At 41.1% G+C, this 15,607-nt stretch carries 14 protein-coding genes; 11 read left to right on the top strand and 3 right to left on the bottom strand.

Translation table 11 applies throughout. The features are described 5' to 3' along the window. The first annotated feature begins 2 nt into the window (after window positions 1–2). The 5 genes from CVV21_08400 to CVV21_08380 all read left to right on the top strand — a co-directional run bounded on the left by CVV21_08400 (window position 3) and on the right by CVV21_08380 (window position 7,084). Window positions 3–1,202, top strand: a complete 1,200-nt coding sequence (locus tag CVV21_08400; protein PKL91224.1) for a hypothetical protein — start codon at window positions 3–5, stop codon at window positions 1,200–1,202. Then, entirely contained in the window at window positions 1,199–2,410 is a 1,212-nt protein-coding gene (locus CVV21_08395; GenBank protein PKL91223.1) for a deoxyguanosinetriphosphate triphosphohydrolase, read from the top strand. Before CVV21_08400 ends, CVV21_08395 begins: the two co-directional genes overlap by 4 nt. A gap of 33 nt (window positions 2,411–2,443) precedes the next feature. Continuing rightward, window positions 2,444–3,970 (top strand): long-chain fatty acid--CoA ligase, encoded by a 1,527-nt coding sequence (locus CVV21_08390; protein ID PKL91222.1) that lies wholly within the window; start codon window positions 2,444–2,446, stop codon window positions 3,968–3,970. Beyond that, window positions 3,957–5,582: an NAD+ synthase gene (locus tag CVV21_08385; protein PKL91221.1), complete on the top strand. Its 1,626-nt coding sequence runs from the start codon at window positions 3,957–3,959 to the stop codon at window positions 5,580–5,582. Before CVV21_08390 ends, CVV21_08385 begins: the two co-directional genes overlap by 14 nt. A gap of 110 nt (window positions 5,583–5,692) precedes the next feature. Further along, window positions 5,693–7,084: a hypothetical protein gene (locus tag CVV21_08380; protein PKL91220.1), complete on the top strand. Its 1,392-nt coding sequence runs from the start codon at window positions 5,693–5,695 to the stop codon at window positions 7,082–7,084. 81 nt (window positions 7,085–7,165) lie between these two features. Here the strand turns inward: CVV21_08380 and CVV21_08375 are convergent, their stop codons facing one another. The 3 genes from CVV21_08375 to CVV21_08365 are packed head-to-tail and all read right to left on the bottom strand — an operon-like array spanning window position 7,166 to window position 9,581. Further along, complete coding sequence (locus CVV21_08375; GenBank protein PKL91219.1) at window positions 7,166–8,077, bottom strand: hypothetical protein; 912 nt, start codon at window positions 8,075–8,077, stop codon at window positions 7,166–7,168. After that, window positions 8,074–8,943: a decaprenyl-phosphate phosphoribosyltransferase gene (locus CVV21_08370; protein PKL91399.1), complete on the bottom strand. Its 870-nt coding sequence runs from the start codon at window positions 8,941–8,943 to the stop codon at window positions 8,074–8,076. Before CVV21_08370 ends, CVV21_08375 begins: the two co-directional genes overlap by 4 nt. 11 nt (window positions 8,944–8,954) lie before the next feature. After that, window positions 8,955–9,581 (bottom strand): hypothetical protein, encoded by a 627-nt coding sequence (locus tag CVV21_08365; GenBank protein PKL91218.1) that lies wholly within the window; start codon window positions 9,579–9,581, stop codon window positions 8,955–8,957. Between the two features lie 583 nt (window positions 9,582–10,164). Between CVV21_08365 and CVV21_08360 the strand changes: the two genes are divergently transcribed. The 6 genes from CVV21_08360 (at window position 10,165) to CVV21_08335 (ending at window position 15,472) form a co-directional block, all read left to right on the top strand. Next, window positions 10,165–10,815, top strand: a complete 651-nt coding sequence (locus CVV21_08360) for a hypothetical protein (GenBank protein ID PKL91217.1) — start codon at window positions 10,165–10,167, stop codon at window positions 10,813–10,815. A gap of 64 nt (window positions 10,816–10,879) precedes the next feature. Further along, window positions 10,880–12,277, top strand: coding sequence for a hypothetical protein (locus tag CVV21_08355; protein PKL91216.1), 1,398 nt, complete (start codon window positions 10,880–10,882; stop codon window positions 12,275–12,277). A 32-nt stretch (window positions 12,278–12,309) separates the two neighbouring features. After that, a complete protein-coding gene (locus CVV21_08350; protein PKL91215.1) occupies window positions 12,310–12,687 on the top strand; it encodes a hypothetical protein in 378 nt (125 codons plus the stop codon). Then, a complete protein-coding gene (pyk, locus tag CVV21_08345; protein ID PKL91214.1) occupies window positions 12,663–14,093 on the top strand; it encodes a pyruvate kinase in 1,431 nt (476 codons plus the stop codon). The genes CVV21_08350 and pyk overlap by 25 nt, the downstream gene beginning before the upstream one ends. A gap of 49 nt (window positions 14,094–14,142) precedes the next feature. Beyond that, complete coding sequence (locus CVV21_08340; GenBank protein PKL91213.1) at window positions 14,143–15,126, top strand: hypothetical protein; 984 nt, start codon at window positions 14,143–14,145, stop codon at window positions 15,124–15,126. Further along, a complete protein-coding gene (locus CVV21_08335; GenBank protein ID PKL91212.1) occupies window positions 15,116–15,472 on the top strand; it encodes a hypothetical protein in 357 nt (118 codons plus the stop codon). Before CVV21_08340 ends, CVV21_08335 begins: the two co-directional genes overlap by 11 nt. Window positions 15,473–15,607: the final 135 nt, after the last annotated feature.

Below are 15,607 nucleotides of genomic sequence, written 5' to 3'. Positions count from 1 at the left end.
AAATGGATAAGAATAATGAAATGCAGGCGGAAAATTCCGCAGTGCTTACAGAGGAAGAAGAGGCCCTTTTAAGGGAGTTCGAAGAGGAGCGAAGGGAAAAGTCCCCGGAGCCGGAACAGAAAAAAGAAGAACCTGCACGCCAAAACGGCGGTTCCGCGAAAGCCACGGAAGCGGATGTAACGGAGCTGCGCAAACTTATAGAAGAAGAGATGCGCGCCAAAATAGAAAATGAACTGCGCGCCAAGATAGAACTTGAATTAAGGGTGGATCTTGCAGACCAGATAAGGGCGGAAATAGAACCTGACATAAGAAAACAGGTTGAAGCGGAAATGAGGGTTAAGTACGAAGACATAATGAAAGACGTGGAAAAAGTGGAAGCGGACGTGGCGCTGCGTGAAAAAGAGATGAGAAAAAAAATAGAAGCGGAGCTTGAAGCCAGAATACGCCGCGATGTGGAATTTGAAAGGAATAAAAAGCAGGAAGAGATAATTAAAAAACTTGAAATGATAGAAGGCATAGAGGCCAAAAACGCAAGGCTTCAGGAAGACGAAATAAAGAAATCCCTTAAAGAAGAAATGAAGAAAGAAATAGAAGAAGAACGCGAAAAGAAAAAAGCCGAACTTCTGAAAAAACTTGAAACTTCGCAAAAGTCCACGATAACCGACCAGCTTAAAAAAGAAAAAGTAAGGCAGGAAGTTCAAAAACACGGCGCGGTGGTCATAGCACACAGCGAAAAACTTGTGCTTTTAAGGCTGTTTGAAGAGACGCAGAAAATATTAATGGAACTTATGACCGCGTACATGTCCGCGAAAAAAGTGGAAACTATTTTTGCGCGTTCTGTAGAAAAAGCAGAGAAGAAAAACCCTGAAGTGCTTAAAAAAGCCGCTGTGGATAAGGAAGGCAAGATAAGGCATGACGGTTCCGTGGAAGTGGCCCGCGTGCTGTCCAACGTAAACGCCCTTACCGTATCAGAAGAAAAAAAGAGTTTGTTATTTTTTGCGGCGCTGCAGGACATATTTGACGAGCGCATATTAGAAGCGGAAGTAGGCACAGACCTTGAAACAAAAGACAAAATAATGTCCGCGCTTCTTGCAAAGGTGGACCGCGTGTTTGCAAAAAGCGAGTTCAACAGAAAAATGGGAAATTATTTCATGGAATATATAGTTCCAAATACAAGCATGCAAAGCGGTGAAAATACATGAGCGCGTATAAATTCGGGCTTTTAACAAGGCAGGAACTTGAGGCGCAGGAAGAAAAATTTCTTGCCCCCTACGCGATGAAAAGCAAAGATACAAAAGGCAGGCGTTATAAAGAAACAGAAGACCCTTTCCGTTCCGTTTATCAGCGCGACCGCGACCGTATAATACATTCCACCGCGTACAGAAGGCTTGAATATAAAACTCAGGTCTTTGTAAACCTTGAAGGCGATTATTACCGGACAAGGATGACCCATACCGCGGAAGTGGTGCAGATAGCACGGTCGCTGGCAAAAGCGCTGCGCCTTAACGAGGAACTTACCGAATCCATAGCGCTGGCGCATGACATAGGGCACACGCCTTTCGGACATTCCGGTGAAGAAGTGTTAAACAGGTTAATGGAAGAAGAAGGCGGGTTTGAACACAACATTCAAAGTTTAAGGGTGTTGGACAAGCTGGAACTTAAATACCCCGACTTTGTGGGGCTTAACCTTTCCTGGGAAACGCGTGAAGGGATTATAAAGCACAGTTCGGATTACGACAATCCCCATACAAAAGAATACGAACCAAAACTGGCGCCCACGCTGGAAGCGCAGGCGGTTAATTTTGCCGACGAGATTGCCTACAACTCCCACGACTTTGATGACGGCATCACTTCCGCCATCTTAAGCGTTGAATCTTTAAAGACTTTAAAGATATGGGGAGAGATGGAAAAAAAGATAGACATGAAAAAGTTTGAAGAACTTCCGCTTGAGATGAAAAAATATAACATTACAAGGGCTCTAATAAACGTGCAGATTACGGCCCTTTTAAAAAACACGATGGAGAATCTGGAAAAAAATTCCATTGATTCGGTTGATAAGGTAAGAAAGCACAAAGAGAACCTTGTGATGTTTGACCCTGTAATGAAAGACATGCATAAAGACCTTAAGGATTTCCTTTACAGGAATTTTTACAAACACTACAAAATAATCCGCATGGAATACAAGGCGGAAAAGATTATAAAAGACCTTTTTGAGATTTATGAAAAAAAGGGCGCGGTAAAAGACAAACGTAAGAAAGATGTGATAAATTCGATATTACCGCCTGAAGTAAGAAAAAGGCTGGGGGAAGACTCTTTAAAAAGGGTTATATGCGACTATATAGCGGGTATGACAGACAGGTCCATACTGGAAGAATATAAAAAGCTTTATGACCCGTATGAAAAAGTTTAAAACATATCAGGATTTTTTTGGAGGTATTAAAAAGTGAACCTTATTGACATGCTTGAAAAGGCTGCCGAAAAAAATGGAAAAAAAATATTTTTAATAGAAGATAAGAAAAAACCCGTAAGTTTCGGTGACGTAAGAAAAAAAGTTATTGAACTGGCATCCGGCTTGTCAAAACTTGGCGTTAAAAAAGGCGAAAGGGTGGCGCTGCTGCTTAACAACAGCCCTGAATTTATTTATTCCTACTTTGCCGCCCAGTATCTGGGCGCGGAAATAATTCCGCTTAACACCTTTTTAAGGCTTGAGGAAATAATATACATCTTAAATGATTCAAACGCGGTGGTGCTTATCACATCCCCTGATTTTTATCCTGCGCTGAAGGATTTCAGCATATCAAGGGCAAACTGTTTAAAGCATATAATTTCCACCGGTAATCTAAATGAAATAAAATGTTTAAATTTTCAGCAAGTGCTGTCAGACACACCTTTTACGCCTGTTGCACCAAAGGATACGGACACCGCGGCTATTATTTACACATCCGGAACAACGGGGCACCCCAAAGGCGCCATGCTGACTCACAGCAACCTTGTTTCCAATGTGGAACAGTCAATTAAAGCCATTAACATAAAACCAAGCGACAGATTTGTAATTTTTCTTCCCATGTTTCATGCTTTTTCATTTACCGTATGCGTACTTATCCCGCTGTACGTAAACTGCAGGCTGACAATAATAAAATCAATACAGCCGTTCAGCAATATAATTAAAGCTATTATGAAAGACAGGATATCCATATTTGTAGCCATTCCTCCTGTTTATAATGTGCTGTCGGGAAAAAAAATACCGGGCTGGCTTCTGTGGCTTAACCCTATCAGGCTGTGCATTTCCGGGGCTGCGCCGCTTGCGGGAGAGGTATTAAAAAACTTTGAAAAAAAATTCAGGGTGCCCCTGATGGAAGGGTATGGCTTGTCTGAAGCGTCCCCTGTGGTATCGGTTAACCCTTTTGATAATACAAGAAAAGCCGGTTCCGTGGGTAAACCCATACCCGGCGTTGAAGTGCGGATAGTTGATGAAGACGGAAAAGATGCTGCGCAGGGTTCAGCCGGAGAAATAATGATAAAGGGCCCCAATATAATGAAAGGGTATTACAATAGGGAGACGGAAACAGCGGAAGTCTTAAAAGACGGCTGGCTGTTTACCGGAGATATAGGAAGGCTTGATACGGACGGGTATCTTTTTATAATGGACAGAAAAAAAGACCTTATACTTGTTAACGGGATGAACCTGTACCCCAGAGAAGTGGAAGAAGTGCTTTACAGCCACCCGGCGGTGGCTGATGCGGCAGTAGTGGCAAAAAAAGACAACATACACGGCGAAATACCCATAGGTGTTATTCTGCTGAAAGAAGGCGCGGCAGCAACTGACGCGGAACTTAGAAAGTTCTGCAAACCGCATCTTGCCAATTTTAAGGTACCGCATAAATTTGAATTCTGGGCTGAAATTCCAAGAAATGCCACAGGAAAAATATTAAAGAGAGAGATTAAAAGGATAATCAATGAACAAAAGTAAGGTTAAAATATGCATCTGTCAGCTTAATACAGCGGTTGGGGACATCAGGGAAAATACATCCGCCATTCTGTTAAAGGCTCAGGAAGCCGCGGATAACGGCGCTGAAATAATCGTATTTCCGGAACTGACAATCACCGGATATCCGCCCGAAGACCTGCTCTTAAAGAAGAAATTCATTAATGACAATATAAAAGCCATGAAAGCTGCCGCGCGAAAAATAAAAGGTATAACTGCGGTAATAGGGTTTGTAGAGCGCGAAGACGGTATAAATTATAATTCCGCCGCCGTGGTTTCAAACGGCAAGATATCCGGCATTTATAGAAAAACGCTGCTTCCCAATTACGGGGTGTTTGATGAAAAACGGTACTTTGGGCACGGAAATAAAAATTTTATTTTTAAAGTCCGCGGCATATCTTTTGCCGTAACCGTCTGCGAGGATATCTGGTATAAAAACCCGGTGCTGGAAAAAACAAAAGGCAAAACAGACTGGATAATTAACATAAGTGCGTCACCTTACCATATGGGCAAGGGAATGGAAAGGGTGCGTGTTTTTTCCAAAATGGCAAAAAATTATAAAGCCGGAATAATCTATGCCAATCTGTGCGGCGGCCAGGATGAACTTGTTTTTGACGGGCACAGCCTGGTAATAGATAAAAAAGGGAAACTTATAATGCAGGCCGCGCAGTTCAACGAAGATATGGTTTATTTTTACAGTGAAAAAGATTCTGCCGTGAAAGATAAAAATAGCGCCGTAAAAAGCCGGCTTTCCAGGGAAGAGGAAATTTACAGGGCGCTTGTGACAGGAACAAAGGATTATATAAGAAAGAACGGGTTTAAAAAAGTAATAGTGGCTTTAAGCGGGGGCATTGATTCGGCAATTGTGTCTCTTATAGCCGCGGAAGCCGCCGGAAAAGAAAATGTAACGCTTATATTTCTGCCCACAAAGTATTCCTCACAAGAGTCATTAACGGATGCAAAAGCAATGGCTGAAAATATTGGGATAAAGCTTCAGGTGCTGGCAATTCAGGATATTGCGGACCTTTATAATAAGAAACTGCAGGGGCTGTTTGTTGGAATGCAGCCGGATATAACTGAAGAGAACCTGCAGGCCAGGATAAGGGGAAATATAGTAATGGCTATGTCCAACAAATTCCACGCGCTTGTGCTTACTACCGGCAACAAAAGTGAAATGAGCACGGGTTATGCCACGCTTTACGGGGATATGGCAGGCGGTTTTGCGGTTATAAAAGATGTGCCTAAAACAATAGTATATGATTTATGCCGCCATATAAATAAGAAGAATGGCAGGGAAGTTATACCCGCAAATATTATTAAAAAGGCGCCAACCGCGGAGCTTAAATTTAACCAGAAAGACCAGGACACACTGCCGCCTTATCCGGTGCTTGACAGCATAATAAAGGATTATGTGGAAAATGACATGACGTATGTAGAACTTAAAAATAAATATGACCAGCAGATACTGAAAAAAGTTTTAAGAATGATAGACCTTGCGGAATATAAAAGAAGGCAGGCGCCGCCCGGGGTTAAAATCACGCCCAAGTCGTTCGGCAGGGACAGAAGGATGCCTATTACCAATAAATACAGGGAGTGATGTAATACAAAAGCGGTTTTAATACGTCCTATAAATATGAATATAGAATTTTTTATTGGAACTTTTATTTATGCGTGTTATATTAAATAAACAAATTCAGGAGGATTAAAATGAAAAAAATCATTATGGCAGTTATGCTGCTTGCGTTTGCGTCAGCCGCGTTTGCGGCCCCTTACTTGTACATTTCCAACAGCCAGTTTAAGAAAATATCAGTTTTTGACACCGCGGTAAATAAAGTGATTGGGGAAATAAAGGCGCCTTTTTCCGTAAAAGACCTTAAACTTTCACCGGATAACAAATACCTGTATTTTTTAAGTTCAGAGAATAATTCCCTTTACAGGATTGTCACAAAAAATCACAGGATAGACGATGATTTTGTAAATGTGGGATACATGCCGCTTACTTTTGAAATAACCAACAGCGGAAAATACGCCTATGTTGGCAACAGCAAATCCAATAACGTATCCGTTGTGGACCTTGAAAAAATGGAAGTAATTATGGATCCCATTCAGATGCCGGGTTCACCAAGGGCTGTGGCGATAACTGATGATGACCAGAAGGTATATGTGGCGCTTGGCGGAAACGCGGGTGTGGCTGTTATAAATACCGCGACAAATAAACATATTAAAACAATTGAAACCGGGGCTGACCCGTGGGGTATGGAATTAAAATACCCGAACCTTTACGTTTCCAATGAAGGGCTGGCAAGTATTTCAGTAATTGATGTAAGAAACGACAAAGTTACAAATGAAGTTATCACCTCTGATACACCAAGGGGTGTGGCATACCACAACGGGATGATATATGTATCCGTAATGAACGGTGTGGATGTATTTGAAACAAAAAGGTTTGAAAAACCCGCGTCAATGGGGCTGGATTATGTGGTATATGACGCGGCATACGGCAAGACATCATCAGGAAATAAGATTTACATAGCCGGATATGACAAGGGAAGCGCAACCGGAAAGATAGCTGTAGTAGATCCGGAAGTTAACGAAATTGTGGCAGAAGTTGATATTGACGGATGGCCATATTATCTGGAAATAAGAAAAATCAGGCCTACGGCAACCCACGTGCCCACATCAACAAGCACAAACACTCCCAAGGCCACAGTTACCCATACTTTTACGAATACTCCCACATATACGGCTACTTTTACGCCTACAAACACTTATACAAAAGTGCCCACAAAAAAGCCCACAAGAAAACCCACTCCGGCAGCAACTGCCACCCCTTCGCTTTTAAGCGAGGATTTAAGGGGAAAAGTGACAATGTCAGGCCAGCCTGTGGCTTCCGTAAAAGTAAAGGCTATAAGCAAACATAATAATAGAATAGTTGAAGTTAAAACTGACAGCTCCGGATACTTTAAGTTTAACAAGCTTACGTTAGGAGCTTACATAATAAGCGTGGAAGCCACTTTCATAAAAGAAAAAGCCGTAGCGTATACGGTAAACAGGGGAGTGGAAAATTACATTGAAATAAAAGTCAGCAAAAGGCAATAAAAGAACAGCTGATTTAATAAATTATAAGGCCTTCCCAAATCGGGAAGGCCTTTTTTATTATCAAAAACACGGGTGGTTTTTTTAAAGGTATTTTAATACATCTTCTTTGGTGAAAAAGCAGGCGCCTTTTGACGAAAGGTTGGCTGCGGCCGAGGCATTTGCCCATTTGGCTGACTGCGCTATACTCATTTTATTTGAAAGGCCGTATAAAAGTCCGGCTGAAAAAGCGTCGCCTGACCCTACCGGAGAAACGATATTTTTTACCACGCACGGCGGGTGATAGGTGTGTTTCCCGCTGCTGTATATCATTGCCCCGCTTTCCCCAAGGGTAACTATAAAAAGCCATATTCCGTACTTGGTGGATAACAGCGAAGCGAATTTTTCAAGTTTTGACATGCTTTTTAAATTTACCGAAAAGGCGTCTTCAAGTTCCTTTAAATTTATTTTTACAATACCCGGGCCTGCCTTAATGGCGTGAAATAAAAAACGGCCGGAAGTATCTATCATTACCTTTTTTTTATCTGATGTTTTTTCGATGGCTTTGACATAAAAATCCGCCGGAAATTCTTTTGGAAGGCTTCCTGAAAAAAGTACGTATGATGATTTTTTTGAATTCTGCTGTATTTTAGTCAGGACAAGCCCCGCTGTTTTTCCGGGTGTTTTAAAAGAAGATTCGCTGTTTATAACAGTTTCGGAGTGTTCTTCTGTTTCGTTTATTATCAGGCATATCCTGTTTGCCCCTGCGGCCTGTGTCATATCTGTTTTAACACCGTATGCAGCGCAGAAAGACTCTGTTATCTGCAAACTTTCAGTACCGCACAGCCCTGTTAAAAGCGTTTTTGCGCCAAGAATTGATAATGCCCTGGCTGCATTCAGCGCTTTTCCTCCGGGATATGATGTTATTTCAGCGGTGCGAAGGACGATGCCGCTTTCATAACGGGGTATGGATGCAGAAATATCCTGCGTGGTGTTTAAGGAAACGGCCAGTATCATTTAAAGAAAGTGATAATTATGGCAGAGGTAATAACCCAAAGGGAGATATCTATTATCATAGGAATGTCTTTTAAAAAAATAAGTTCGGGGGCCCCGCCAAGATTTTTTTTGTGCATAAGATACAGATATCTGAAAATACCGTAAAGTACAAACGGGATGGTGAACATCATATAATGATGGTTAGATGAGGTAGTGGAAGAAAATGTATAAAGGCAGTAAGCAATAAGGGTGGAAGAAGTGACAATTGACATCATTTCATTAAGCAATTCCGGCGAATATTCCGCCAGGGTTTTTCTGTGTTTGGAAGCGTCATTTAAAGTTAACAATTCGTGCCTTCTTTTGGAGAGGATGACAAAAAGCGCCAGCAAAGTGGTGCATACTAAAAGCCAGGGGGAAATTACAGCGTCTATTATAAAAGCGCCGGCAACAGGCCTTAAAACAAATCCCGCCGCCACTTCCAGTACGTCAAGGATAACGATGTGTTTCAGATAATATGTATAAAGCATTGTCATTATTATGTATGAAAGAAGCACAATAAAAAAGTTAAAATTAAGGAAAAAAGCGCCCGTAAGAGAAATTACAAACAGCAGGCAGGAAAGCGTGACGGCAAAAACACTGTCTATAGTGCCTGAAGCAATGGGCCTGTTTTTTTTAAGAGGGTGCAGCCGGTCTTCTTTTGCGTCTTTAAGGTCGTTTATGATATAAAGCGAGCTTGCTGCAAAACAAAAAAGAAAAAAACCGGTAAGGACTTTCAGGAATAAAGGAAGGTTAAGGATGTTTCCTGTAAAGACCAGAGCGGCGAAAAGAAGCAGATTTTTAATCCATTGTTTTACCCTTAAAAGTTCGGTAATGGTTTTAAAGTGTATGTGCATAATTTTTATGGAATCAGCCTTAGATTGTCTATGTAAAGGACAACGTCCTGCGGTTCCGCTTTGGTATCAAGATAAAGGGTGACGGAAACTATGTTGGCAATATCTATCCTTTTGTTGACAACATCTTCTATTACTATTTCAAGTTTATTTTTACCTTTGACAACGGGCCTTAAAGCCAGATACTCGCGGCCTGCAGCGTCGTTTAACTTTATGTAAAAATCATATTTTTTTTCTTCGTTGTTATAAATATCAACGCCAAGTTTTTTGTACTGTGACCAGTCGGTGACCTTAAGTTTTGTAAGGGTGTTTATGCTTATAATTAAGGGTGAAATCCATGATGCGGTTTTTTTAAGCTCCCTTTCCGTAAGAAAATCAGCAGGGACTGAAAAAGTGGTTTTGGCGCTGTATTTTCCTTTTGTGGCGTGCTTTTTAAACTGTTCAAGTTTTACATAACCGTAAGTTTCCCATAAAAATTCCCCAAGGGTGGTGTCTGACTGTGTTTTTTCGAAACTGCACAGAAGGCCGCGGGCTTTAAGTTCGCTTTTGGTCAGCTTGGTGCTTCCGCCTGCGATAACGGAAATAAAAGCTGAAAGTATTAAAACTGTTATAAGTTTTGCGGTGTATTTATTCACAATTGTCCTCCGGGATTCAAAATTTTAGTTATTTTAACAGTAAACCCATAAAGCGTCAATATCATATTATTATAAGGAAAGTAAAGAAATGGAGGGACAGAGGGACAGAGGGACAGAGGGACAGAGGGACGGAGGGACGGAGGGACGGAGGGACGGAAGGACGGAGGGACGGAAGGACGGAGGGACGGAGGGACGGAGGGACGGAGGGACGGTTTGTATTTGGTAGACGCGGGTCTTTAGCCCGCGGCAGTTGTTTTTGTTTTGGAATTGGTTTTGTTCCGGTAGGCGCGCCTTTTAAGGCGCGGCAGTAGAATATAAATAATTCACTACTACGCGCAGACTAAAAAACCGCATCTATCAAACCTCAGTTCTTCCAATCCGCCTTAATTGCGGCGCGTGATGAAAAAATATATCCAACACCGGTAAAACTGAGGGGTCGGAAGGGCGGCTGAAGCGGGTTTACGGGATAAAGCATGCGGGAAAAGCTGTTGTTAATGTGTTATTATTAAGTACTTATAGGGAACTTAAGAATGTGTTTGCAGGCTGTTTTGCAGGGATAAATTAAGGAGGATATAATAGAAATATGACACTTATGCGCCGTTTCAGGCTGTTGTTTTCCCCTTTTCATAAGGGAATAAATTATTACAAAAACTACTCTGTTGTTATGAAGCGCGATTTGAATACCATGTCCATATACAGCACCCTGAAAAAAGAAGCGGGAGAATCAAAGGACATTCTGGATTTTGGATGCGGTATTGGCTATATAACTTCATTTCTTGGAGCAACCGGTGTTGATGTAAATAAAAGCGCCATTGCATTTGCAAAAAAAAATTATCCCAAAATAAAGTTCATGAATAAAACAATAAAAAGCCTTATAACAGATAAAAATAAATATTCTGTTATAACGTGCGTGAATCTGATAGAGCATCTGGAAGATGAAGTAAGGCGGCAGTGGTTTAAAGCTGTACCAAAAATTCTTAAAAAGAACGGGAAAATGCTTGTTGTATATGATGATATGTATCATCCAATGCAGCTGTTATCAGGCATCATACATCCGGGTATGCTGTTAACTGACCCGTCACATGTAAGGTGCTGGACGCAGAAACAATTCAGAAAAGTGCTTGAAGAAAGTTTTGTTATAGAAAAAGAAATAAAGGGGAACATACTTGCGCTGTTTCTTCCGTGGACTAACAGGTTCGCCACCGCAAGATTATACGTGTGTAAGGTAAAATAGTAATATTTGCCTCATAAAATATTTGTCTTTTAACGGCGTTAATATAAGTTTTCAAACTTCCTAAATGCTGCCTTTAACAGGGATTTTAGCCTGCGGTTTCGATCTAACCGTGCATCCGTGCGTCCGTGCATCTGTCCCTCCGTCCCTCGTTCTTTTACGTCGCTTGCATATTTTAATGATTTGTTGTATTTTGTCTGAATATGATGCGGAGAGAAAAATGAACCAAAAACACGAAGATACATTTAAAAAATACAGGGCTGAATTTGTAATAGGAACACTTCTTATGCTTGCGGTTTTCCATTCCGCGTATTATCTTTATCAGAATCAGATGTCAGGTTATTTTAATTCCTTGAATTATAACGTTGTGCTTATTCTGACAGGCGCGGTTATAATATTTACGGCTTTATTTTCCTACCCAAGAATATACAAATTCAAGATGTTGCTGTCCGGCGCGGTACTCTCATCCTTTTTTATAAACCTTTTTCTGGTATATAACAGGCCTTTTAGCGGGATTAAGGTTATGGATATTTCGCTTGATCTTTATCAGAAGGCTCAATTACTGCCGGAAGGGTTTGGCATAAAGATAATGCTGCTTCTGCTGGCGTTAAACCTTCTGCTTGTGATACTTGCCACTGCCACCACGGGATTTGCAGCGGGCAGGGCGTGGGCTGTTTCGATTTTTGTTTTCAATATTGCCGCGTATGTCTTTCTTCTTAATGTTTTTCCGGCGTTTGAAAAGGACAGCGATTCATATTTTAATACCTTTAACCTTCTGGTGCTTGTTTTAACAATGATTTTTTCCATATTGACAATAGAAGAAGAACATAATTTTGGAAGCGTAATAGTAAGCCTGGCGGTTACTGTTTTTTATCTGAACATGCACGCTGACCCTTATGAAAAAACACTTATGCTGGCGCCGGTCATGGGAATTATCTTATTTCTTGGAATGCTTGCGCACTGGATAAGCTGCCTGTTTCATATGGCCAACTACGATCCGCTGCTTAAGATTTATAACAGGCAGTATATGGAAGGAATAGTAAGCGGTGTGGCGGACGCAAAAATAGGAAATAAACTTGCGGTGATGATGATAGACATTGACCACTTTAAAAAAATAAATGACACTTATGGCCACGCGGCCGGGGATGTTGTGTTAAACAGGGTGGCGTCTATAATCCGGGAAACCGCGCTGCCGGAAGGCATTGTCTGCCGGTATGGCGGCGAAGAGATAATAGTTTTTTTAAGGGATAAAACCGCGGCAGAGGCACAAACCAGGGCCGAGAAGATAAGAAAAAACGTAAAAAAAGCTGTCTTTAATTATAAGGGCAAATCAATAAAAGCAACACTTAGTATAGGTGTGGCGTATTCAGATTCAGGGCTTAACGCAATTAGCGCAAAGATAAAACAGGCGGATGATAATGTTTATAAAGCAAAGAAAGCGGGCAGGGACAGGGTGGTTAATTAAACGGGCTTTAACCTTGAACTTGTAACCGTTTTATGTTGTGTTATACTTTAAACATGGTATGCAGAAAATTTTTTGGGGGAGGTAATGATATGCAGGATAAACCTTGTTTTGTTTATATTACTGCGGACAGGCAGGAAGATGTGGATAAAATAGAAGAAGCGCTGCTTAATGAAAAACTTGCCGCATGCGTAAGCGTCATTCAGGGGGTTAAGTCTTCGTACTGGTGGAACGGGACTATAGAAAAAGCCGAAGAAAAACTGATGATGATTTCTACAAAAGAAGCGCTTGTGCCGGAAATAACAGAAAGGGTAAAAGAATTGCATTCATATGAAGTGCCGGAAGTGGCATGTGTTGAGATTAAAAACGGGAATTCAAACTATATAAAATGGATAATGGAAAATACAAAATGAAAAAAACAAAGATAGTGGCGACATTAGGCCCTGCTACAGCGGGCAGTTCGAAAATACTTCAGCTGGCAAAAAACGGGGTAAACGTATTCAGGCTTAATTTTTCACACGGCAATTACGCTTTTTTTGGCGGCATAATCGCATCCATTAAAAAAGTGCGTGCTTTGGGGCATACTGCGGCGATAATGCAGGACCTGCAGGGTCCAAAAATAAGGGTTGGAAAAATACCCGCGCCTGTAACCCTTAAAAAAAATGAAAAGGTGATTATTTCCTGCGCCGGTAAATTTAACGCGGGCGCCGATATTAAAATTATTCCCATAGATGTACCGATATTATATAAATACGTAAAAAAAGGCAGTGAAATTCTTATTAACGACGGGATGGTTCAGATTAAAGTTGTTTCCGTGGATATTGAAAAAAAAGAAATTCTGTGCTGTGTCACGGCGGGAGGCGATGTGGCGGGAAGAAAAGGCGTAAATCTTCCGGGGATAATACTTCCCATAAGTTCAATGAGTAAAAAGGACAGGCAGGACCTTGAATTCGGGCTTAAAAACAGTGTTGATATAGTGTGCCTGTCATTTGTAAGGCGCGCGGCAGACCTTGTGGAAATGAAAAAAATAATTAAAAAATTAAATACAAAAAACACCCCGCTTATAATAGCCAAAATAGAAAAACCGGAAGCGGTTAAGGATATAAAAGCAATACTTGCGGAAGCGGATGGCATAATGGTGGCGCGCGGCGACCTTGCCGTGGAAGCCGGCTATGCCAATATTCCGGAGTATCAGAAAAAACTTATAAAAGCGGCTAACAGCGCCGGCAAAATAGTTATAGTGGCCACGCAGATGCTTGAAAGCATGATAAACAACCCATATCCCGGCCGGGCGGAAATAACCGATGTTTATAACGCGGTTGTGGACGGCGCGGATGCGGTTATGCTTTCAGGGGAAACATCAATGGGAAGGTATCCGGAAAAAAGCGTGACAGTAATGTCGGATATTTTACAAAAAGCGGAAGAAAATATTGAAAAGTCTGACAGTATGCCGGTTTTTATAGAAACCGACCATGACTGTGAAAATGTAATTTCTTACGGCGCCGCTTTAAGCGGAAGGGTTTTAAAGAACAGCGTGATATCGGTATGCGCCTGCGGGCTGAATGATATAAGGTATGTTTCTGATTACAGGCCCAAAAATATGATTGCCGCGGTTACTGATGATAAGAATCTGTTTTATAAGCTGGCTATGTATCACGGAGTGGTGCCGGTGTATGTGAAAGGCAATACTCCGGTAAAAGCGGCTGCCGCGGTGAAAAAATGTTTCCCTAAAGTACAGAATATTGTATTTGTTAATTTTCACGGCACAGGCGGGGAAAAAGGAAGGCTTTCTGTTTTTCAGGTAAACAAAAAAGGCTGATATTGCGTCTATTATTGAAGTCTTCTGAAATATAATAAAGAGGTGTCATATGAAAAAAACAGCCGTATTGATTTTTATGGGTATATTTTTGGTATCATCACTTTTCGCCGCGGGTAAAACCGCCCCTGCTGTTTCAAAGAAAAAAACTCCCGTGCCTTCTGCCGTGCAGGAATCGCTTTTTCCCGATAACGCCGCGGCATATATCAATGATATTGAAGGCGAATGCCAGGTAAAAAGAAAGGGCGAAAGCTACGCGGAAACAATAAAAGACATCTTTATTCCGCTTTATGAAGGGGACACTGTATACACGGAAATACAGTCAAAACTGGAAATTATATTTGACGACGCCACAATCATAAAACTTGACCCAAACAGCAAACTGACCATTAAACTTTTAAAGAGGGGCAAGGCAAATAAAACCATACTTGATCTTATAAAAGGAAGCCTGTTATCGGTTGTAAAAAAACTGACGCGTGAAGAGGAATTTTCCGTAAAAACCAAAATGGCAATGGCCGCCGTAAAAGGCACTGAATTTGTTGTTACGGCAGGGGATGATGATAAAGTTGCGGTTTTTGACGGTGCTGTATCAGTAACGGGATATGACATGGACGGAAACGAACTGCACAGCATAATACTGGATAAGGATAAAGAAACGGTTATAACCAAGAAATTACGCAAACCCGAAAAAGCCAAAAAATTAAGCCGCAATTTTGTAAAAAGGTACAGTGAAATAAAGGATATGCGCGGCAAAATAGAACATGTAAGGCAGCTGCGCAGGGACGGCAAAATAAAAAAATACAGGCTTGAACGCAGGCTGGAAAGAATAGATAATTTAAAGATTATGAAATCCAGCCGGAAGTTAAGCGGAAAAATGAGCGCCGAACAGAAAGAATATATCAAACGCATGGAAGAACTTGAACCGTTCTACAGGGCCCAGCTTAATGAAATAGAAAGGGATGAAAGAAAGACAAAACAGAGAATAAAGAAAATAATTGACAATAAAAAAGCATCAAGCGCAGCGGATGAAGAATAACAATACCATTTTGGCCCAAAAAGTTCCGCACGGCACGCAGTTTATTGTAAATAGAAAATTCAGGCCGTCATATATCTTTAAACCCGGCCGGACAATAAAAATAACAATATACAAAGAAAGAATAATTGGGGTGTATCCGGTATTTTTAACGGATATTATGTATTTTTCTGCTGAAAGGCACAGTATAAAAAAAGTAATAACAGCCGCTAAAACAGAAAACAACATAGAAATTACGGTTGAACATAACAGCAAACAGGATGTCCTGGCTGATAATTTGAATATAAGCCAGGCACAATTAATTATAAGCGAACTTAAGAAAAACCTTCCCAAGTCTGTATTTAAATAGAATAATATTAATAAATACACCCATTCATTCGGTTTAATGCTGCCGGAACGCAGGTTTTGCGCTGTGAAACTGATGCGATTATAAAATTCTAAGCTATTGTCACTTTTGCCCCGCGGGTGTATAATGAACTTGCTG

The sequence above is a fragment of the Candidatus Goldiibacteriota bacterium HGW-Goldbacteria-1 genome (genome assembly GCA_002839855.1).
Classification (GTDB): Bacteria; Oederibacteriota; PGYV01; order PGYV01; family PGYV01; genus PGYV01.
This window is presented reverse-complemented; position numbering and strand designations above follow the sequence as displayed.